The organism is Xanthomonas sp. F10 (assembly GCF_014206815.1).
GTDB classification, from domain to species: Bacteria; Pseudomonadota; Gammaproteobacteria; order Xanthomonadales; family Xanthomonadaceae; genus Xanthomonas_A; species Xanthomonas_A indica.
The window spans coordinates 1,332,155-1,352,628 of record NZ_JACHNP010000001.1 but is presented as its reverse complement, the minus strand read 5'-3'; the positions used below and the strand labels follow the sequence as shown (position 1 = coordinate 1,352,628).

The 20,474-nt window shown below is 69.3% G+C and carries 15 protein-coding genes; 8 read left to right on the top strand and 7 right to left on the bottom strand.

Annotation, left to right across the window (positions count from 1 at the left end; all coding sequences use genetic code 11):
* Positions 1 to 125: 125 nt before the first annotated feature.
* Entirely contained in the window at positions 126 to 1,028 is a 903-nt protein-coding gene (locus FHR56_RS05970) for a LysR family transcriptional regulator (RefSeq protein ID WP_010343328.1), read from the bottom strand.
* Positions 1,029 to 1,132: 104 nt separating this feature from the next.
* On the opposite strand from FHR56_RS05970, the gene FHR56_RS05965 reads away from it, so the two are divergent.
* From FHR56_RS05965 to acnB, 8 genes are all read left to right on the top strand, one after another.
* Positions 1,133 to 2,239, top strand: coding sequence for a 4-oxalomesaconate tautomerase (locus tag FHR56_RS05965; protein WP_160946662.1), 1,107 nt, complete (start codon positions 1,133 to 1,135; stop codon positions 2,237 to 2,239).
* A gap of 83 nt (positions 2,240 to 2,322) precedes the next feature.
* Positions 2,323 to 3,375 (top strand): ABC transporter substrate-binding protein, encoded by a 1,053-nt coding sequence (locus FHR56_RS05960; protein WP_160946663.1) that lies wholly within the window; start codon positions 2,323 to 2,325, stop codon positions 3,373 to 3,375.
* An 11-nt stretch (positions 3,376 to 3,386) separates the two neighbouring features.
* Positions 3,387 to 4,220 carry an ABC transporter ATP-binding protein gene (locus tag FHR56_RS05955; RefSeq protein WP_160946664.1) on the top strand — a complete coding sequence of 278 codons (834 nt, stop codon included), beginning with the start codon at positions 3,387 to 3,389 and terminating at the stop codon, positions 4,218 to 4,220.
* On the top strand, positions 4,204 to 4,980 hold the full coding sequence (locus FHR56_RS05950) for an ABC transporter permease (RefSeq protein ID WP_160946665.1): 777 nt from the start codon (positions 4,204 to 4,206) through the stop codon (positions 4,978 to 4,980). Before FHR56_RS05955 ends, FHR56_RS05950 begins: the two co-directional genes overlap by 17 nt.
* A 120-nt stretch (positions 4,981 to 5,100) precedes the next feature.
* On the top strand, positions 5,101 to 6,549 hold the full coding sequence (locus tag FHR56_RS05945; RefSeq protein ID WP_160946666.1) for a porin: 1,449 nt from the start codon (positions 5,101 to 5,103) through the stop codon (positions 6,547 to 6,549).
* 220 nt (positions 6,550 to 6,769) lie between these two features.
* On the top strand, positions 6,770 to 7,033 hold the full coding sequence (locus FHR56_RS05940) for an AbrB/MazE/SpoVT family DNA-binding domain-containing protein (RefSeq protein ID WP_010343322.1): 264 nt from the start codon (positions 6,770 to 6,772) through the stop codon (positions 7,031 to 7,033).
* Complete coding sequence (locus tag FHR56_RS05935) at positions 7,030 to 7,437, top strand: type II toxin-antitoxin system VapC family toxin (RefSeq protein WP_019798091.1); 408 nt, start codon at positions 7,030 to 7,032, stop codon at positions 7,435 to 7,437. Before FHR56_RS05940 ends, FHR56_RS05935 begins: the two co-directional genes overlap by 4 nt.
* A gap of 52 nt (positions 7,438 to 7,489) precedes the next feature.
* Positions 7,490 to 10,081, top strand: a complete 2,592-nt coding sequence (gene acnB / locus FHR56_RS05930) for a bifunctional aconitate hydratase 2/2-methylisocitrate dehydratase (RefSeq protein WP_160946667.1) — start codon at positions 7,490 to 7,492, stop codon at positions 10,079 to 10,081.
* 134 nt (positions 10,082 to 10,215) lie between these two features.
* Here the strand turns inward: acnB and FHR56_RS05925 are convergent, their stop codons facing one another.
* From FHR56_RS05925 to FHR56_RS05900, 6 genes are all read right to left on the bottom strand, one after another.
* Entirely contained in the window at positions 10,216 to 12,825 is a 2,610-nt protein-coding gene (locus tag FHR56_RS05925; RefSeq protein WP_160946668.1) for an EAL domain-containing protein, read from the bottom strand.
* A gap of 3 nt (positions 12,826 to 12,828) precedes the next feature.
* Positions 12,829 to 13,902: a chemotaxis response regulator protein-glutamate methylesterase gene (locus tag FHR56_RS05920; protein ID WP_160946669.1), complete on the bottom strand. Its 1,074-nt coding sequence runs from the start codon at positions 13,900 to 13,902 to the stop codon at positions 12,829 to 12,831.
* Positions 13,899 to 14,501: a chemoreceptor glutamine deamidase CheD gene (cheD, locus tag FHR56_RS05915; RefSeq protein ID WP_048489105.1), complete on the bottom strand. Its 603-nt coding sequence runs from the start codon at positions 14,499 to 14,501 to the stop codon at positions 13,899 to 13,901. The genes FHR56_RS05920 and cheD overlap by 4 nt, the downstream gene beginning before the upstream one ends.
* Complete coding sequence (locus FHR56_RS05910; RefSeq protein ID WP_160946670.1) at positions 14,498 to 15,364, bottom strand: CheR family methyltransferase; 867 nt, start codon at positions 15,362 to 15,364, stop codon at positions 14,498 to 14,500. Before FHR56_RS05910 ends, cheD begins: the two co-directional genes overlap by 4 nt.
* Before the next feature lie 97 nt (positions 15,365 to 15,461).
* Positions 15,462 to 17,690, bottom strand: coding sequence for a methyl-accepting chemotaxis protein (locus tag FHR56_RS05905; RefSeq protein ID WP_160946671.1), 2,229 nt, complete (start codon positions 17,688 to 17,690; stop codon positions 15,462 to 15,464).
* Positions 17,691 to 18,095: 405 nt separating this feature from the next.
* Positions 18,096 to 20,321 carry a methyl-accepting chemotaxis protein gene (locus FHR56_RS05900; protein WP_160946672.1) on the bottom strand — a complete coding sequence of 742 codons (2,226 nt, stop codon included), beginning with the start codon at positions 20,319 to 20,321 and terminating at the stop codon, positions 18,096 to 18,098.
* Positions 20,322 to 20,474 lie beyond the last annotated feature (153 nt).

The following is a 20,474-nucleotide window of genomic DNA, read 5'->3' as shown; positions in this document are numbered from 1 at the left end:
GCGAGCCTGCTTGCGAGTGCCGGGACGTTGCGTTGCCGGCGTTGCGCCGCGTTGCGGCGCGGCCGGAAGGCGCGGCGGCCCAAGGCGTCGGGCGGAAGCTTACACGTTCAGATGTAGCGCTCGTGTCACGGCTTGCCGCGCCAGCGGCTCATCAGCATCTGCAGGAAACGCTCGGCGCTGGGCGAGAGCAGCGCGCTGCGCCGGCGCACGATGCCGATGGTGCGCGAGACCACGGGGTTGCCGATCGGCCGGGTCACCAGGATCGGATGCTCGCCGTCGGGCGTGGCCATTTTCGGCAGCACCGACACGCCGATGCCGGCTTCGACCATGCCCAGCGAGGTGGACAGGTGGGTCACTTCGTAGTGCCAGCTCAGCTTCAGGTTCTCGCGCGCCAGCGCGCCGTCGAGCAGGGTGCGGTTGCCGCTGGTGCGGTGCACGGTGATCAACTGGTGCTGGGCGAGGTCGGCCCATTCGATCCGGCGTTTCTTCGCCAATGGATGGTCGCGGCGGCAGGCCAGCACGAAGGGATCTTCGGCGAGCACGTCGAAATCCAGGTTGGGATCGTTGGCGCCCATGAAGTTGATGCCGAACTCGACCTCGCCGCGTTCCACCGCCTGCAGGCCCTCGGTGGCGGGAATGTCGAGGATGCGGAAGCGCACATGCGGATGCGCCTCGCGGAAGCGTGCCATCACGCTGGGCAGGAAGTAGAACGCGGCGGTCGGCAGGCAGGCGATGGTGACGGTGGCGCCGCGCGCATCGTCGTGGCCGCGCACCGAGAACAGCGAGCCGTCGAACTCCTCGATCATGCGCCGCACCAGCGGCAGCAGGTTCTCGCCGATGGCGGTGGTGGCCACGCTGCGGGTGGTGCGTTCCAGCAGCGGCGACCCGACCGCCTGTTCCAGCTTCTGGATGCGCCGGCTCAGCGCCGGCTGCGACATGTGCAGCGCCTCGGCGGCGCGATGGAAGCTGCGCGTCTCGGCCACGAGCAGGAACGCGCGCAGGTCGAGGATTTCGCAATTGATGCTCATGGGTAATCAATCATCCAAAAGTTAGCAATTCACAGATCAATTGGGGTCATGCCAGTATCGAATCAGACGAAGACATTCATCTTAATGGCGCATCAATCTACACCATGTCCAACGATCTGCTCGGCATTCCCTGCGTGCTCATGCGCGGCGGCACCTCCAAGGGGCCGTTCTTCTTCGCGCCGGACCTGCCGGCCGATCCCGCCCGCCGCGACCGCCTGTTGCTGGAGGTGATGGGCGCCGGTCATCCGCTGCAGATCGACGGCATCGGCGGCGGCAACGCGCTGACCAGCAAGGTCGCCATCGTCGACCGTTCCAGCCGCGCCGACGCCGACGTGGACTATCTGTTCGCGCAGGTGCGGGTCGACCAGCAGGTGGTGGACACCTCGCCCAACTGCGGCAACATGCTGGCGGCGGTGGCGCCGTACGCGATCGAGCGCGGGCTGGTGCAGGCGCAGCATCCGCGCACCCAGGTGCGCATCCACAACGTCAATACCGGCAAGCTGATCGTGGCCACGATGGAAACCCCGCACGGCCGGGTGGTGTACCGCGGCGAGACGCGCATCGCCGGGGCGCCCGGCGCGGCGGCGCCGATCTGGCTGTCGTTCCTGGACGCGGCCGGCGCACGCACCGGCAAGCTGTTGCCGAGCGGGCAGGCGCAGGACACCATCGACGGTGTCGTGACCAGTCTGGTGGATTGCGCCATGCCGATGATGTTGCTGCGCGCCACCGATCTCGGCGTGCGCGGCGATGCCTCGCCTGCCGAGCTGAATGCCGATGCCGCGCTGCTGGCGCGGCTGGAGGGGCTGCGGGTCCAGGCCGGCGCACGCATGGGCATCGCCGATCCCGGCAGCAAGGTGATTCCCAAGCCGGTGCTGCTGTCGGCACCGCAGCATGGCGGGGACCTGCAGGTGCGCTATTTCATGCCGCAGCAGTGCCACACCGCGCTGGCCATCACCGGCGCGGTCGGCATCGCCACCGCGGCGGCCACGCCGGGCACCCTGGCCAACGTCTTCGTCGGCGATGCGGCGCTGCCGCGCCACGTCGTCCTTGAACATCCGAGCGGCGCCCTGGAGGTGGGATTGAGCCGCACCGCGGCCGATGCGCCGATCGTCGCCAGCGTGGTGCGCACCGCCCGCCGGCTGTTCGAAGGGCGGGTCTTCGCGACCTCGCCCATGTCCACCGAGGCCCGCCAATGGATCTCCGCGGCCTGACATGACCTGAACCGGCCCGGCGCCTGCATGCACGCACGGCGTCGCGACCGACAACGCACACGCTTCAATCCTGGGAGGGATCGATGTTGTCCAGAACGTTCTTCACCGCGGCGCTCGCCGCGGCCGGCCTGCTGCTCCTCACCGCCTGCGGCAAGGGCGGCGGCGATGCGGCGAGCGCCGACGCCACGCCCGTGCGCATCAGCGTCGGGTCCTACAATCTCAACAACCTGCCGTTCTTCATCGCCGACGCCAATGGCTATTTCGACCAGGTCGGGGTCAAGGTCAAGACCGAGAACTTCGCCCAGGGCGGCTCCAAGGTGCTGCAGGCCTTGGTGGCCAACTCCACCGACGTGGCGGTGGGTTTCTACGACCACACCATCCAGATGCAGTCCAAGCGCAAGGACGTGGTCGCCTTCGTGCTGCTCTCGCGCAATTCCGGGCTGGTGCTGGCCGGGCGCAACGACACCGCCTTCGATCCGGCCAGGCCGCAGACCATCAAGGGACTGAAGGTCGGCATCACCGCGCCGGGCTCATCGTCCGATTTCTTCGTGCGCCATTACCTCTCGCGCAACGGCATCGCCGAGCGTGCGGTGTCCTTGATCGGCGTCGGCTCCGGCGCGACCGCAGTGGCGGCGCTGGAGCAGGGCAAGATCGACCTGCTGGTCAACTACGATCCGGCGGCGACCCTGATCAGCGAGCGCAAGATCGGCAGGATCCTGATCGATGCGCGCAGCGATGCCGGTGCGCGCCAGGTCTACGGCGGGCTGTACCCGACCTCGGTGATGTACGCCAACCGCAGCTTCCTGGAGCAGCGGCCGCAGGATGCGGAGAAGATCGTGCGTGCCGAGCAGATGGCGCTGCGCTTCATCGCCGACCACTCCGCCGAGGAGATCGTCGCGGCCTTGCCCGATGCCTATGTCTCCGGCGACCGCGCTACCTATGCGCGGGCGGTGGAGAACGCCCGCGCCATCTTCACCCGCGACGGGCGCTTCGTCGCCGCCGACCTGGAAACGCCGTTGACCGTGCTGCGCGAGTTCAACAAGGACGTGGCGCGCGCGGACATCGATCTGTCCAAGACCTACACCAACGCCTTCGTCGACCGCGCCAGCGGTGCGGGGAAGGCGGCCCAACCGTGAGCGGAGGAACCATGGCACGCAACGCTACCGTGCAGCGCCTCAACGGCGCGCCGCACCTCGATCCCGCGCAGACGATGGTCGCGATCAACAACGTCACCATGTCCTTCGGCGATTTCACCGCCGTGCGCGACGTGGACATCCAGGTCGCCGATGGCGAGTTCCTGGCCATCGTCGGTCCCACCGGTTGCGGCAAGAGCACCATCCTCAACTCGGTGGCGGGGCTGCTGTCGCCGTCCGCCGGCCAGGTCGTCATCGATGGCCGCCCGGTCGCCGGCGTACAGGAAGCGGTGGGCTACCTGTTCCAGCAGGATGCGCTGCTGCCGTGGAAGACCGCCTTCCAGAACGTGGAGCTGGGCCTGCGCTTCCGCGGCGTGGCCGAGGCCGAGCGCAGGCAGCGCGCCAATGCCTGGCTGGCCAAGGTCGGCCTGGCCGGGTTCGAACACCGCTACCCGCACCAGCTCTCCGGCGGCCAGCGCAAGCGCGTGCAGATGGCGCAGGCGCTGATCGTCGAGCCGAAGGTGATCCTGATGGACGAGCCGTTCTCGGCGCTGGACATCCACACCCGCCACCTCATGCAGAACGAACTGCTGCGGCTGTGGCAGGAGCAGCGCCGCTCGGTGATCCTGATCACCCACGACCTGGAGGAGGCGATCGCGCTGGGCGACCGCGTGGTGGTGCTGTCCTCCGGCCCCGCCAGCCGCGTGGTGCGCAGTTTCGACGTGGACCTGCCGCGTCCGCGCAACGTCGCCGAGATCAAGCTCGACGCGCGTTTCACCGACCTGTACCGCGACATCTGGGCCTGCCTGCGCGGCGAAGTGGAGAAGAGCTATGCACGCCAAGACTGACAAACTCATCCAGCTCGCGCTGGTCGTGGCCGTGTTCGGCGGCTGGGAGGGCGGCATCGCCCTCGGCCTGATCGACCCGTTCTTCTTCCCGGCGCCGACCGCGATCGTGCAGCAGGCCTGGACCTGGCTGTCCGATACCGGCTTCTACCAGCACGTCTACATCACCCTGACCGAAACCGCGCTCGGCTACGTCATCGGCACCGCGCTGGGCGTGGCCGGCGGCGTCTGGCTGGGCCTGAGCCGGCGCTCGGCGCGGATCCTGGACCCCTTCATCAAGGGCTTCAACGCAATCCCGCGCGTGGTGCTGGCGCCGATCTTCGTGCTGTGGCTGGGCCTGGGCCTGTGGTCGAAGGTGGCGCTGGCGGTGACCCTGGTGTTCTTCACCACGTTCTTCAACGCCATGCAGGGCGTGCGCGAGGTCAATCCGGTGGTGCTGGCCAATGCGCGCATCCTCGGCGCCAACCGCCGCGACCTGCTGCGCCACGTGTACTTCCCGGCGGCGGCGAGCTGGATCCTGTCGTCGTTGCGCACCTCGGTGGGCTTTGCCGTGGTCGGCGCGATCATCGGCGAATATCTCGGCGCCTCCGCCGGCCTGGGCTACCTGATCGCGCAGGCCGAGGGCAACTTCAATGCCGTGGGCGTGTTCGCCGGCATCATCATCCTGGCCGCCTTCGTGCTCCTCATCGATGCGCTGCTGGACGTGATCGAGAACCGCCTGATCACCTGGCGTCCCAACGCGCAGAACCAGGCCACCAGCTGACCGCGGCCGCGCGCCGCCGGCCAAGCCGGTGGCGCGCCTGTCGCGCGCATCGCATCCCCCCGCACCATCGCAACGGGCCAGCGCCAGGCCAGGCGCCCGGCTGGCCGGAGAGACCCATCCATGCATCCCCATCCCGTGCTGCCCCGCGCAGCGCTGACGCTCGCGCTCGGCCTGCTGCTCGGCGGCGCCAACGAGGCCGCTGCGCAAACCGTGCCGGCCGCGCCGGCCACATTGAGCCAGGTCGAACTGACCGCGCTGGTGCGGCAGCAGGCGCTGCAGATCCAGCAACTGCAGGCGCGGCTCGACGCGCTGCAGGCCCCCGCCGCGCCGAGTCCGGCGCCCGCCACCACGGCGTCCGTCGCCACCGCGCCGGCGCTGGAAGGCCGCGTCGCCGCGCTCGAATCGGCCCAGGCCAAGGCGCCGAAGGTGTCTTGGTCGAAGGGCGCCCCGGAGTTCGCCAGCGCCGACGGCAACGTGGTGTTCCGTCCGCGCGGCCGCCTGTTCGTCGATGCCTCCAGCACCGACGGTTCCGCTGCCAGCCAGCGCAACCTGTCCGGCACCGAGATCCGCTCGGTCCGACTCGGCGCCGAAGGCCGCTACGGCCAGCTCGGCTGGGTGGTGGAGGGCGACTTTGCCGACAACGCGGTGGCCTGGAAATCGGTGTACGCCAGCGTCGACCATCGCCTGTTCGGCCTGCCGGCGGAGTTGAGCGTGGGCAATCGCCTGAACGATCGCGGCATCGATGGCGCCAGCAGCACGTCCAACACCCCGTTCCAGGACCGCAACGTGGTCGGCACGCTGATCCTGCCGCAGCGCGGCCTGTTCGGCGTCGGCCTGACCGAGCGCGTCTACGGGCGCGGCTGGCACGCCAGCCTGTCGGTGGCGGGCAACGACCTCAACAACGCCGGCGACGACAACGACAGCCTGACCTGGGCGGCGCGCGCGCACTGGAATCCGCTGGCCGGCAAGGCCGCGACCGTGCACCTGGGCGCCTGGGCCTTCCACGAGGAGATCGCCGCCGGCGCCAGCGGCGTGCTGCGCAGTTCGGCGATCGCCGGGCATTTCAACGACCAGGTCCGGATCGCGCCGGGAACACTGCTGGGTGCGCAGCGCAGCGACGGCTACGGCGCGGAACTGGCCGGCGTCTTCGGCCCGGCCTGGGCCAGCGGCGAGTGGGGCACGCGCAATCTGCGCGGGCGCGACGCGGCCGGCGGCTACGATCTGGATCACCAGGCCTGGGCGGTGTCGGCCGGCTGGTTCCTGTCCGGCGCGCTGCCAGCGTATGCCGGCAAGACCGGCACCTGGGGCCGGGTCAAGGTCGCCGCCCCGGTCACCGCCGGCGGCGCCGGCGCCTGGGAACTGAAGCTGCGCTACGAGGACGTGGACTACGCCGAACTGCCGAGCGGCGGCCGTGGCCAGGCCTGGACGCTCGGGACCAATTGGTACCTCAACGACGTCAGCCGGCTGATGCTCGACGTGATCCGCTGGCAGACCGACAACCGCAGCGGCACGGTGCAGGGCAGGGACCAGGGCACGACTTTCAACACCCGGCTGCAGGTGGCGTTCTGAGCCGCTGAAAGAGGGCGGGGCGGCGCTGCGTTCGCGGCGGTCACCGGCACGGCATTCGCGCGCGGGCGTGCGGCGGCTGCCGGGGATGCCGCGAGGTCGTTGCCTGTGGCGGCATAGCGCCCCACTACCTGACCGGGCGCTGTGCCGCGGTGTGTCCGTCGCTGGCGGTATGACGGCCGAAGTATGTATAATCCGTGCATACCGAACCGGGCCTACACCGATGGAAGCCACTGTCGCCGAACGCGGTCAGATCACTCTTCCCAAGGCCGTCCGCGATGCGCTCGGCCTGAGCAAGGGCACCATCCTGAAAGTGGAACTGGACGGCGGCCGGATCATCCTGCGCAAGAGCGTGGACGATGCCATCTCGCGCGCCCGCGGCCGCTTCAAGCTCGACGGCTTCGCCAGCACCGACGAAGCGATGCGTGCGATCCGCGGCCGCGCCCCGGGCGATCCGTTCGAACCCGAACCCGACGCCGGCGCATGATCGCCATCGACTCGTCCGTGCTGGTGGATCTGCTGGCCGACGGCCCGCAGGCCGACGCCGCCGAAGCCTGCCTGCGCCAGTGCCTGAGCACCGGTCCGGTGGTGGTCTGCGACATCGTCCTGGCCGAAGTGTGCAGCGCGTTGCGCGACGGCGCCGAGGCGTTGTCGGTGCTGGAGGACATGAGCATCCGCTTCAGCGCGCTGGAGGCCAAGTCGGCCCTGCGCGCCGGCGAGATGCAGCGCCGCTTCCGCGCCCGCGGCGGCAAGCGCGAGCGGGTGGTGGCCGATTTCCTGATCGGTGCGCATGCGCTGCTGCAATGCGATGGCCTGATCACCCGCGACGACCGTTTTTTCCGCGATTACTTCAAGGGCTTGAAGATCATCGTCCCCAAGCCTGCCGGCTGACGCCGCGCAACCGCTACCGCTCATTCCCACCGTTTTTTCCCGGAGAACCCGCATGTTGGAAGCCTACCGCCACCACGTTGCAGAGCGCGCCGCGCTCGGAATCCCGCCGCTACCGCTGAGCGCGCAGCAGACCGCGCAGGTCATCGAACTGCTGAAGAATCCGCCGGCCGGCGAAGAGCAGTTCCTGGTCGAACTGCTGAGCCACCGCGTGCCGGCCGGCGTCGACGACGCCGCCAAGGTCAAGGCGTCGTACCTGGCCGCGGTCGCCTTCGGCAGCGAGAAGACCCCGCTGATCTCGCCCACCCGCGCCACCGAACTGCTGGGCACCATGCTCGGCGGCTACAACATCCATCCGCTGGTCGAACTGCTGGACAACCCGGAGCTGGGCGCGGTCGCCGCCGAAGGCCTCAAGCACACGCTGCTGATCTTCGACGCCTTCCACGACGTGCAGGAAAAGGCCGAGGCCGGCAACGCGCACGCCAAGGCCGTGCTGCAGAGCTGGGCCGAGGCCGAGTGGTTCACCAGCAAGCCGGAAGTGCCGCAGAGCCTGACCATCACCGTGTTCAAGGTGCCGGGCGAGACCAACACCGACGACCTGTCGCCGGCCCCGGATGCCACCACCCGCCCGGACATCCCGCTGCACGCGCTGGCGATGCTCAAGAACAAGCGCGACGGCGCGCCGTTCGAACCGGAAGAGGACGGCAAGCGCGGCCCGATCCAGGCCATCGCCGACCTCAAGGCCAAGGGCCACCTGGTCGCCTACGTCGGCGACGTGGTCGGCACCGGTTCCTCGCGCAAGTCGGCGACCAACTCGGTGCTGTGGTGGACCGGCGAGGACATCCCCTACATTCCCAACAAGCGCTTCGGCGGCGTGTGCCTGGGTTCGAAGATCGCGCCGATCTTCTACAACACCATGGAAGACGCCGGCGCGCTGCCGATCGAGCTGGACGTGTCGCAGATGGAGCACGGCGATGTGGTCGAGCTGCGTCCGTACGAGGGCAAGGCGCTGAAGAACGGGCAGGTGATCGCCGAGTTCGCGATGAAGTCCGACGTGCTGTTCGACGAAGTGCGCGCCGGCGGCCGCATCCCGCTGATCGTCGGCCGCGGCCTCACCGCCAAGGCGCGCGAGTTCCTGGGCCTGCCGGCCTCGGACCTGTTCCGCCTGCCGATGAACCCGCCGGACACCGGCAAGGGCTTCTCGCTGGCGCAGAAGATGGTCGGCCGCGCCTGCGGGCTGCCGGAAGGCCAGGGCATGCGCCCGGGCACCTACTGCGAACCGAAGATGACCTCGGTCGGCTCGCAGGACACCACCGGCCCGATGACCCGCGACGAGCTGAAGGACCTGGCCTGCCTGGGCTTCTCCGCCGACCTGGTGATGCAGTCGTTCTGCCACACCGCGGCGTATCCCAAGCCGGTCGACGTCAAGACCCACCACACCCTGCCGGAGTTCATCTCCACCCGCGGCGGCGTGTCGCTGCGTCCGGGCGACGGCGTGATCCACAGCTGGCTCAACCGCATGCTGCTGCCCGACACCGTCGGCACCGGCGGCGACTCGCACACCCGCTTCCCGATCGGCATCTCGTTCCCGGCCGGCTCCGGCCTGGTGGCCTTCGCCGCCGCCACCGGCGTCATGCCGCTGGACATGCCCGAGAGCGTGCTGGTGCGCTTCAAGGGGCAGATGCAGCCGGGCGTGACCCTGCGCGATCTGGTCAACGCGATTCCGCTGTACGCGATCAAGCAGGGCCTGTTGACCGTGGCCAAGCAGGGCAAGAAGAACATCTTCTCCGGCCGCATCCTGGAAATCGAAGGCCTGCCGGAGCTGAAGGTGGAGCAGGCGTTCGAACTGTCCGACGCCTCCGCCGAGCGGTCGGCCGCCGGTTGCACGGTGCGCCTGAACAAGGAGCCGATCGTCGAGTACCTGACCAGCAACATCACCCTGCTGAAGTGGATGATCGCCGAAGGCTATGCCGACGCGCGTTCGCTGGCGCGGCGGATCAAGAAGATGGAGGAGTGGCTGGCCGACCCGCAGCTGCTCGAGCCCGATGCCGATGCCGAATACGCGGCGGTGATCGAGATCGACCTGGCCGACATCCACGAGCCGATCGTGGCCTGCCCGAACGACCCGGACGACGTGAAGACCCTGTCCGACGTGGCCGGCGCGGCGATCGACGAAGTGTTCATCGGCTCGTGCATGACCAACATCGGCCACTTCCGTGCCGCGGCCAAGCTGCTGGAAGGCAAGCGCGACATCCCGACCCGCCTGTGGGTCGCGCCGCCGACCAAGATGGACGCCTCGGAGCTGACCAAGGAAGGCCACTACGGCACCTTCGGCGCCGCCGGTGCGCGCATGGAAATGCCGGGCTGCTCGCTGTGCATGGGCAACCAGGCGCAGGCGCGCGAGGGCGCCACGGTGTTCTCGACCTCCACCCGCAACTTCCCCAACCGCCTGGGCCGCAACACCAACGTGTACCTGGGCTCGGCGGAACTGGCGGCGATCTGCTCGCGCCTGGGCCGGATCCCGACCAAGGACGAGTACATGGCCGACGTGGGCGTGATCAAGACCAGTGGCGAGCAGATCTATCGCTACATGAACTTCGATCAGATCCAGGACTACCAGGACGTGGCCGCCACGGTCGCCGCCTGATCGCCCCGGCGATGTGCTGACGCGACGTGCCGCCTGTGCGGCACAGTCGCAACGAAAAGCCCGGCGTTGCTGGGCTTTTTTGTGGGTGTGGCTGGCGTTTCGCGGCGCGGCGGACGTGCCGCGTTCGCGTGCGCTTACGTCTGCGCTGACGTCGGCTGTGCGGACGCACGCCCCTGCAGCCAGTGCTCCAGCGCCGCCGGTGTGAGCGCCGGTGCGAACAGGAAGCCCTGCAGCACGCGGCAGCCCAGCCGTGCCAGGAACGCGCGTTGCGCTTCGGTCTCCACGCCCTCGGCGACGGTGTGCAGGCCCAGGGTTTCGCCGATGCGCAGCACCGAGGTGGTCAGGGCGCGCGAGGTCTGGCAGTGCTCCAGGTCGCTGACGAAGCTCATGTCCAGCTTCAGTTCGTTGACCGGCAACTGGTGCAGATGGCTGAGGCTGGAATAGCCGGTGCCGAAATCGTCCAGCGACAGCAGCACGCCGCCGGCCTGCAGCTGGCGCAGGTTGGCCAGCACCGCGCTGGTGTTGGAGAGCATGACGCTCTCGGTCATCTCCAGGGCCAGGTCGGCCGGCTGCAGGCCGGCGGCGGCGAGCAGGCCCTCGACCCGCGCCGGCAGCTGCGGATCGGCGAAATTGTTGGCCGACAGGTTCACCGCCACGCGCGGCACCGGGATGCCGCGCAGGCGCCAGTCGGCCATCTGCCGGCAGGCCTCGCGCAGGACCCAATGTCCGAGCTCGTCGATCAGGCCGCATTCCTCGGCCATCGGCACGAACCGCGCCGGCGAGATCGCGCCGAGGTTGGGATGCTCCCAGCGCAGCAGCGCTTCCACGCCGTACAGCGCATGCGGCGCCTGGCTGTCCAGTTGCGGCTGGTAGTGCAGTTGCAGCTTGTCGCGATGCAGGGCGTCGCGCAGCGCGGTCTCCATCGCCACGCGTTCCTGCGCCATGCGGTTCATGTCGGAACTGAAGTAGCGCACGCTGTCGCCGCCCTCGCGCTTGGCCCGGAACATGGCCAGGTCGGCATGGCGCAGCAGGGTCTCGATGTCGCGGCCGTCGTCGGGGAACATCGCCACGCCGATGCTGGCGCTGGGGTGCAGGGTCACCTGGCCGACCACCAGCGGCTCGGCCAGCGCCAGCATCAGGCGCTCGGCGACGCCGGCGGCCTGCGCGACGCTGCAGTTCGGCAGCATCAACACGAATTCGTCGCCGGCCTGGCGACCGACCAGGTCGGTCATGCCCAGCGTGTCGCCGATGCGCCGGGCGATGTCGCGCAGCAGGCCGTCGCCGGCGGCATGGCCCTGGGTTTCGTTGACACGCTTGAAGCGATCGATGTCCACGAACAGGATCGCCACCGGCGCAGCCTGGTGCTCGGCCGCGGCCAGGGCCTGCTCGGCGCGGGCGCTGAACATCACCCGGTTGGGCAAGCCGGTGAGCGAATCGTAGAAGGCGAGTTGGTGGACGCGTGCCCTGGTCTGCTCGCGTTCCAGCGCCAGCGCGCACAGATGCACGCAGAGTTCGATCAGGCCCAGGTGCCAGGGCAGCGGCTCGCGCACCTGCCGGTAGCACAGCGCGAAGCTGCCGAGGACGCGGCCGCTGCTGGACTTGATCGGGGTGGCCACGCAGGTGCCCAACTGCACATGCTGCACCAGCCCCAAGTAGTCGGCGAACAGCGGGTCGGTGCGCGGGTCGAGCACCAGCACCTGCTTGCTGCGCCAGATCGAGGTGGCGAGGGCGCCGGAGCGCGGTCCCGCGCGCATGCTGGTCATGGTCTCGCCGAACCGCGCCGGCATGCTCGGTGCCGCCAGGGGCTGCAGGCAGCCGCTGCCGTCGACGCTGACGATCGCGGCCATCAGTTCCGGCGCGATGCGCTCGACCTCCTTGCAGATCAGCGTGGCGACCTCGACCAGCGGCTGTTCGCGGACCAGCGCATCCAGCACGTTCTTGTGCAGCACCTCGTGCATCTTGCTCTGGGTGATGTCGGTGAACGAGAGGATGTAGTGCTGTTGGCTGCCGTCCTCGCCGGCGATGGGGGTGGCCACCAGGGTGGCCCACAGCGGGGTGCCGTCCTTGCGGTACGCCAGGATGTCGGTCTGGTGGCCGAAGCCGGCGCGCACACGTTCGCGGGTGTGCTGCACCGTCTGCAGGTCGGTGCCGGGGCCGGTCAGCACGTTGCTGGGCAGGTGTCCCAGCACGTCGCGCTCGGCGTAGCCGAACACCTGGCTGAAGCCGGCGTTGACGTAGAGAATGTTCAATTCCGGATCGCAGACGACGATCGCGTTGTCGCTGGAGTCCAGCGCGAGCGACAGCAGCCGCATCCTGGCATCGCGGGCGCGCTCGGCGCTGACGTCGCGCACGAACAGCACCTGCAGCTGGCTGGTGTTCTGCGGCACCCGGGCCGCGCTCACCGCCAGCCAGCGCGCGGCGCCATCGGCGTCGCGCAACAGCAGTTCGTAGCTGCCGCTGCCGTCCTCGTGCAGGCAACTGGCGAGGAAGTCGTCGCGCACCTCGGCGTCGACCAGCTCGCCGAGCGGATAGCCCAGCACCTGCGCGCGCGGGCGGTTCCACAACGCTTCGGCGGTGTGGTTGAAGGCGACCACGCGCGCCTTCGCATCGATCACCAGCACCCCTTGCGGGGCGTAGTGCAGGCAGTGCAGCAGATCGAGTTCGGAACAGGCCGCGGCCGCCCGTGCCGTCTCCACGCTGGGATCGCTGGGCACGCTCGACGTGGTGACGCGGCGGCCCGGCATGCGTCAGCGGGCCTGCGCGGACAGCGCGATCAGGCGCTCGGCGATCTTGTCCAGCGGCAGCACTTCCTGCGCCGCGCCCAGGCGGAAGGCGGTGCCGGGCATGCCCCAGACCACGCTGGTGGCCTCGTCCTGGACCAGGGTGCTGGCGCCGGCCTGCAACATTTCCAGCAGGCCGCGTGCGCCGTCGTCGCCCATGCCGGTGAGGATCGCGCCGATGGCGTTGGCACCGGCGTTGCGCGCCACCGACTGGAACAGCACGTCGACCGCTGGCTTGTGCCGGTTGACCGGCGGGCCGTCGTCGATCTTGCAGCGCCAGCGGGCGCCGTCGCGGATCACCTGCAGGTGCTTGCCGCCGGGCGGCAGGTAGGCATGGCCGGGCAGGATCGCTTCGCCTTCGGTGGCCTCGCGCACGGCCATCGCCGAGTGCCGGTTGAGGCGCTCGGCGAAGGCGGTGCTGAAGCCGGCCGGCAGGTGCTGGGTCATCACCACCGCCGGGGCGTCGGCCGGCATGCCTTCCAGGACCACGCGCAGCGCCTCGGTGCCGCCGGCGGAGGCGCCGATCGCGATCAGCCGGTCGGTGGTGCGGAACTTCAGCGACGACACCGCGGCGGGCGTGGCGGTGGCGCCGGCCGGCTTCGGCGTGGCCGGCCGGTCCAGGGCGCGGACCTTGGCCTTGGCCGCGTTCTTGACCTTGGCGATGATCTCTTCGGCGTATTCCTCCAGCCCGCGGGCCACGTCGAGCTTGGGCTTGGAGACGAAGTCGACCGCGCCCAGCGACAGCGCCTGCAGGGTGGTGTCGGCGCCGCGCTCGGTGAGCGAGGAGATCATCACCACCGGCGTGGGCCGCAGTCGCATCAGGTTTTCCAGGAACGCCAGGCCGTCCATGCGCGGCATTTCCACGTCCAGGGTGATGACGTCCGGATTCAGGCGCTTGATCTTCTCGCGCGCCAGCAGCGGGTCGGCGGCCGAGCCGACCACCTCCACGCCGGGCGCGCCGGACAGGATCTCGGTGAGGATCTGCCGCACGACCGCGGAGTCGTCGACGATCAGGACACGGCAAGGGGCTTCCAGGCTCATTCGAACAACTCCACGGCGCCGGTGACAGGGGCTTTGGCCAGACGGGCGCGCACCGCCGACTCGGCCGCGGCGATCTCGGCCTCCTCGTGCGCGTGCGGCAGGCGCTGCACGACCACGCGGCCGGTGCCGGGGAAGAACCAGATCTTGCGCGGATGGATGCCGCGCAGATCCTCGGCCACCACCGGGATCTGCTCGGCCTTGAGATAGTTCAGGACGAAGTCGGCGTTGCGCGTGCCCACCGGGTTGTTGGTGAAGCCCTTGAGCACATTGCCGCCGCCGAACACCTTGGCTTCCAGGCGGTTGCGGGCGGCGCCGCGCTTGAGCAGGTCGTTGATCAGCACTTCCATCGCATAGCTGCCGTAGCGCGCCGGCGCGCCGTCGCCGCTCTGGCCATCTGGCAGCATGAAGTGGTTCATGCCGCCGATCTTCAGCAGCGGGTCGCGGATGCAGGCGGCCACGCACGAACCCAGGATGGTGGTCAGCGCGGTGTCGTCGTCCACCACCAGGTATTGGGTGGGCAGCAGCTTGGCGGCCGTCGTCTGGAAGCGCGTATCGTGATAGCGCATCACCTGGTCTACAGCCATGGCGGCGGGGCTCATGCGCGATCCTTTTGCGCCCGGCGGTACAGCGTGCGGCCGCAGGGCTGGATCAGGTCGGCGGCATGCAGATAGTTTTCCGAATGGCCGGTGTAGAGCATGCCGTCGTCGTCCAGGTGCGGGATCAGCCGCGACAGGATGCCGCGCTGGGTGGGCTTGTCGAAATAGATCATCACGTTGCGGCAGAACAGCGCCAGGTAGGGCCCGGCGACGTCGTAGCGCGGCTCCAGCAGGTTGAGCTGGCGGAACTCGAGCAGGTCGCGCAGTGCCGGCAGCACCCGGCACTGGCCCTCGTTGGCGCCGCTGCCGCGCTGGAAGTACTTACGCTTCAGCGCCGGGTCCAGGCTGGCGACGCGCTCCAGCGCGTACACGCCGCGCGAGGCGGTGGCCAGCACCTGGGTGTCGACGTCGGTGGCCAGGATCCGCACCGGCGGGGTCATCGTGCCGAACGCCTCGCAGGCGGTGATCGCCAGCGAGTAGGGTTCCTCGCCGGTGGACGAGGCGCAGGACCAGATCTTCAGCGGCGCCGCCCCGGAATGCTTCTGCAGTTCCTCGCGCAGCCGCTCGAAATGGTGAGGTTCGCGGAAGAACGAGGTCAGGTTGGTGGTCAGCGCGTTGGTGAACGCCTCCCATTCGTCGCCGCCGTCGCGCTCCAGCCAGTCCAGGTAGTCGCGGAACGAGCGCAGGCCGAGCACGCGCAGGCGCCGCGACAGGCGGCCATAGACCATGTCGCGCTTGGCCGGGGCCAGGGCGATGCCGGCCTTCTGGTAGATGAGGTCGCAGACCCGCTTGAAATCGCGGTCGCTGAAGTCGAAGTCGCGATTGTCGGAACCGGAGGAGGGCGAAGCGGGAGTCTGGATGGCCATGGTGCACAGCGATGGTCGGTCAACCGGGTTATCGGCCGGGAATGGACGAAATTGACAGCCGGCGGTCAGGAATGGCCGCCGGCGGTGGCGTCGCTGCTCAGAACTCCTGCCACTGCGCCTCGCTGGCGGCGACTGCGGCGACGGGGCGCGGGCGTGGCGCCGGCCGGGTCCTGGTCCGGGCCGGGGCAGGACCTGCGTGCGCGAGCGGCGCGTTGGCGGCTGCGCCCTGGTAGGTGTCCAGCTTGAACGCGGCGATGGCCGCGCCGAGCTGCCCGGCCTGGTCCTCCATCGAGCGCGCCGCGGCGGTGGCTTCCTCGACCAGCGCGGCGTTCTGCTGGGTGCTCTCGTCCATCTGCACCACGGTCTGGTTGACCTGTTCGATGCCGGCGGACTGCTCCTGCGAGGCCGCGGCGATCTCGCCCATGATGTCGGTGACGCGGCGCACCGAGGTCACGATCTCGCTCATGGTGCGGCCGGCCTGGTCCACCAGCGCCGAGCCTTCGGCGACGCGGCCGACCGACTCGTCGATCAGCGTCTTGATCTCCTTGGCGGCACTGGCCGAGCGCTGGGCGAGAGTGCGCACTTCGCTGGCGACCACGGCGAAGCCGCGGCCCTGGTCGCCAGCGCGCGCGGCTTCCACCGCCGCGTTCAGCGCCAGGATGTTGGTCTGGAAGGCAATGCCGTCGATCACGCCGATGATGTCGGCGATCTTCTTCGACGAGGCCTCGATGCCGTTCATGGTGGTCACCACCTGGCCGACCACCTCGCCGCCCTGCGAGGCGACCGCGGCCGCGCCGGCGGCGAGCTGGTTGGCCTGGCGCGCATGCTCGGCGTTCTGCTTCACGGTGGAGGTCAGTTCCTCCATCGACGCGGCGGTGCGCTCCAGGCTGGCCGCTTGCTGCTCGGTGCGGCGCGACAGGTCGTGGTTGCCGGCGGCGATCTCGGTCGAGGCGACATTGATGTTGGCGGCGGCGGCCTGGATGCGGCCGACGATGGCCGCCAGTTGCGCGGCGGTGGCATTGGCGTCGTCGCGCATGCGCCCGAACACGCCGTGGTACTCGCCGTGCATGCGCGCGGTGAGGTCGCCGGCGGCGATGGACTGCAGCAGCGTCGACAGCTCGCCCAGGTTGCGGTCGCTGACCGCCATCATCGCGTTGAGGTCCTGCACCATCGCACGGAAGCCGAACTGGAAGCGGTCCGGATCGCCGCGCGTGCCGAACGCGCCGGCCGCGGCCGCCTCCGCCAGCTGCTTGATCTGGTCGCTCATCGCGGTCAGGTTCTGCTTGGCCATGTCCATGGTTTCGGTGAGCACGGCCTTTTCGCCGGGCAGGCGGTCCATGTCCTCGGACAGGTCGCCGATGGCATAGCGGTGGATGATCTGCAGCAGGCGCATCTTCACCGCGATGTGCGAGGCGACCAGCTCGTTGGTGCCCTTGACCATCTGCCCGTACTCGCCGGGGAAGGCGGTCTCGTCCATGCGATAGCTGATGGTGCCGCGCGCGTGCTGCTGCGCCATCTCGTCCTGCGCGCGGATCACCGCATGGATGCGCGAGCGCATGACCAGCATGTCGTCCATCAGTTCGCCGATTTCGTCCTTGCCGTGCGGATAGGTGGCGCCCTCCAGTTCGCCGCGGGCCACCGCCTGCGACAGGCGCTTGGCCGCGTGCAGCTGGCGGGCCATGCCGCGCGCGATCAGCCAGGCTGTGACGCCGGCGAACAGCACGGCCAGCGCGAGCAGTGCCAGGATCAGCGTCTTGGTATTGGCCATCTGGCGATGGGCGAGCTCCATCTCCCGGTTCAGTTCGCCGACGTTGTACTCGGTCAACGCCACGATGCGCTCGAACAAGGTGCGGCGCAGCGCCCGCGAGCGGTTATCGGAGATGCTCTGCGCCGCCGCCACGTCGCCGGCGCGCAAGGCGGCGCCCATCTCGGTATTGGCCTGCAGATAGGCCGTCAGCGTTTCCTGGACACCGGCGTACATCTGCACCTGCTTGGGGTCGCGCATCATCGCCGCGATGACCTGCTGGTGCTTGGCCACCTCGTTGCGCACCTTCTGCATGCGCTTGAAATAGTCGGCCTGGGCTTTCGGATCGTTGGCGCGCGCCAGTTGCGCCAGTTCGTAGGTGCGGAACTCGCCCAGTTGCGCGCGCACCTCGGACAGGGCCCGGGTCGCCGGCACCCAGTCCCGCTCGATGTGCTGGAGTTCGGAGATCGACAGGTTGGTGCGGGAATAGGTGAACGCGCCCAGCACCAGCGTCAGCAGGGTGGTCAGGGCGAAGGCGCAGATCAGCTTGTCGCGGATTTTCAGGTGCGGGAGCACGTTCATGGGCATTCCATGTGCGGTAACGGGGTGGAAAGCGGGGGAGAGGGCGGCCGCGGCGTCAGCTGGCGGAGGTGGGGCGAGGCGAGGGCGGCGCGCAGGCGCGGCGCCGGTCGAGGCCGTCGCGTGCCATGCGCGCGCGGATCCAGTGCCTGGATGGCTGGCGCCAAACCATGGACAGGACCTGCGTGCACGCGTCGACGCGGCGCGGCGGCAGGAGACTGGACGATGGTGGATGTGGACGGCAAGGCATCACGTGCTCCCTGAACGGTCGCGTCGTGACCCGGCGGTGTCATGCGCGGATCACGAAGCGTGATCCTGATATCGACTCGCGCGGCGATTGCTTGAACCGTGACGTGGCGCAAGTTGCGGCGCGATGCCTGATTGTTCCTATCGCACCGGTACGGCCGCTCAATCGGTCTCGATGGCGGGGGCCGGCGCGCGTACCAGCCGCAGCGGCGCCGGCCGCGCCGCGCTCCGCGCCGCTGCGGCAGGCGTGCGCGCCGCAGCGCTGTCCGCTTGGGCCGACACCGCGTCCAGCCGGAACACCGCCGCGGCCTCGCCGAGCCGGCGGCCCTGGTCTTCCAGTGCCCGCGCCGAGGCGCTGGCCTCCTCGACCACGGCGACGTTCTGCTGGATCGCCTGGTCCATCTGCGCCACGGTGCGGCTGACCTGCTCGATGCCCATCGACTGCTCCTGCGAGGCCGCGGCGATCTCGCCGATGATGCCGGTCACCCGCTGCACCGAGGCCACGATCTCCTGCATGGTGCGGCCGGCCTGGTCGACCAGGACCGAGCCTTCGCTGACGCGGCCGACCGAGTCGTCGATCAGCGTCTTGATCTCCTTGGCGGCGTTGGCCGAGCGCTGCGCCAGGGTCCGCACTTCGGTGGCGACCACCGCGAAGCCACGGCCCTGTTCGCCGGCGCGGGCGGCTTCCACCGCCGCGTTCAAGGCCAGGATGTTGGTCTGGAAGGCGATGCCATCGATGACGCTGATGATGTCGGCGATCTTCTTCGAGGAGGCCTCGATGCCGCTCATGGTCTCGACCACCCGGCCGACCACGTCGCCGCCCTGCGAGGCCACCGAGGCGGCGCCGGCGGCCAACTGGTTGGCCTGGCGCGCGTGCTCGGCGTTCTGCTTCACGGTGGAGGTCAGTTCCTCCATCGAGGCGGCGGTCTCTTCCAGGTTGGCCGCCTGCTGTTCGGTGCGGCGCGACAGGTCCTCGTTGCCGGCGGCCAGTTCGGTGGTGGCACCGTGGATGCTGCGTGCCGCGGTCTGGATGCGGCCGACGATGTCGGCGAGCTGGTCGGCGGTGGTATTGGCGTCCTCGCGCATCCGCGCGAACACGCCGTGGAAGTCGCCGTGCATGCGCGCGCTCAGGTCGCCGGCGGCGATGGCCTGCAGCAGCGTCGACAGCTTGCCCAGGTTGCGGTCGCTGACCTCCATCATCGCATTGAGGTCCTGCACCATCAGCCGGAAGTCGTGCTGGAAGCGCTCGGCGTCGCCGCGCACGCTGAAGTCGCCGGCGGCGGCGGCGGCGGCCAGGCGCTTGATCTCGGTATTGATCGCCAGCAGGCTGGCCTTGGCCGCGTCCATCGATTCGTGCAGCACCGCGCGGCTGCCGGGCAGGCGGCGCGCGTCGCGATGCAGGTCGCCGTTGGCGTATTCGTTGAGCACGGCGATGGCATCGACGATGGCATCCAGGTGCTCGAACATCATGCGGTTGATGCTGGTGGCCAGTTCGCCGTACACGCCGGGGAAATCCTCCGGCATGCGGTGGGACATGTCCTTGTCGGCGTGCAGCACCGCCATCTGCGCGGTCTCGCTGGAGAAGCGCTCCAGCATCCGGATCATCTCGCCGGTGGCGCGCAGCATCTCGCCGGCCTCGTCGCGGCCGGGGTTGTCGATGCGCACGTTGAGATCCCCGCGCGACACGGCGCGGATCGCGTCCAGGCTGCGCGACACCGGACGCAGCACGGAACTGCCGATCAGCCAGTTGATGCCGAAGGTGAGCAGCACCAGGATGCCGCCCGCCAGGGTCATGACCCCGGTGAAGATCAGCGCCTGCGCCTGCACATCGTCCATGTAGACGCCGGTGCCGATGACCCAATGCCAGGGCGCGAAAGGGGCGTTGTAGGAGACCTTCTCCACCGGCGTGGTGTTGCCGGGCTTGGGCCACAGGTAGTCGACATAGCCGCCGCCGGCCTCGGCCGCCTTCACGAAATCGCGGAAGATCGGCTTGCCGTCGGCGCTGAGCACCTGGCCGATGTCCTTGCCGATCAGGTCCTTGCGGGTGGGGTGCATCAGCATGGTCGGATGCATGTCGTGCACGTAGAAGTAATCCACGCCGTCGCGGGCGCGCATCGACTCCAGGGTGCGCAGGGCGGTGCGCTGCGCCTCGTCCAGCGGCATGCTGCCCTTGTCCACTTCCGCCGCATAGGCACGGACCACGCCCAGCGCCAGCTCGATCTGGCTCTTCAGCGCCTGCTCGCGCGTGTTGCGGATGTCCAGGTACTGCATCCGCGCGGCGATCACCGCCAGCAGGACGATACCGGCGCCCAGCAAGACGGTCTGCCACAGGAACTTGCGGCGCAGCGGCAGATCCGAGAGGCGGGTGAGCAACGAGCGAGACGACATCGACCAGTTCCTTGGAAGGTTCCCAGGGATTTAACGGCCCCGGCAACGATGAAATTGAGCGCGCGGCGCGACCGATTCGTAGACAATCCGCGCGCCGGCGTCGCCATCAAAAAAATCCCCGGCGCGAAGGCCGGGGAGAGGGTGTAGCGACAG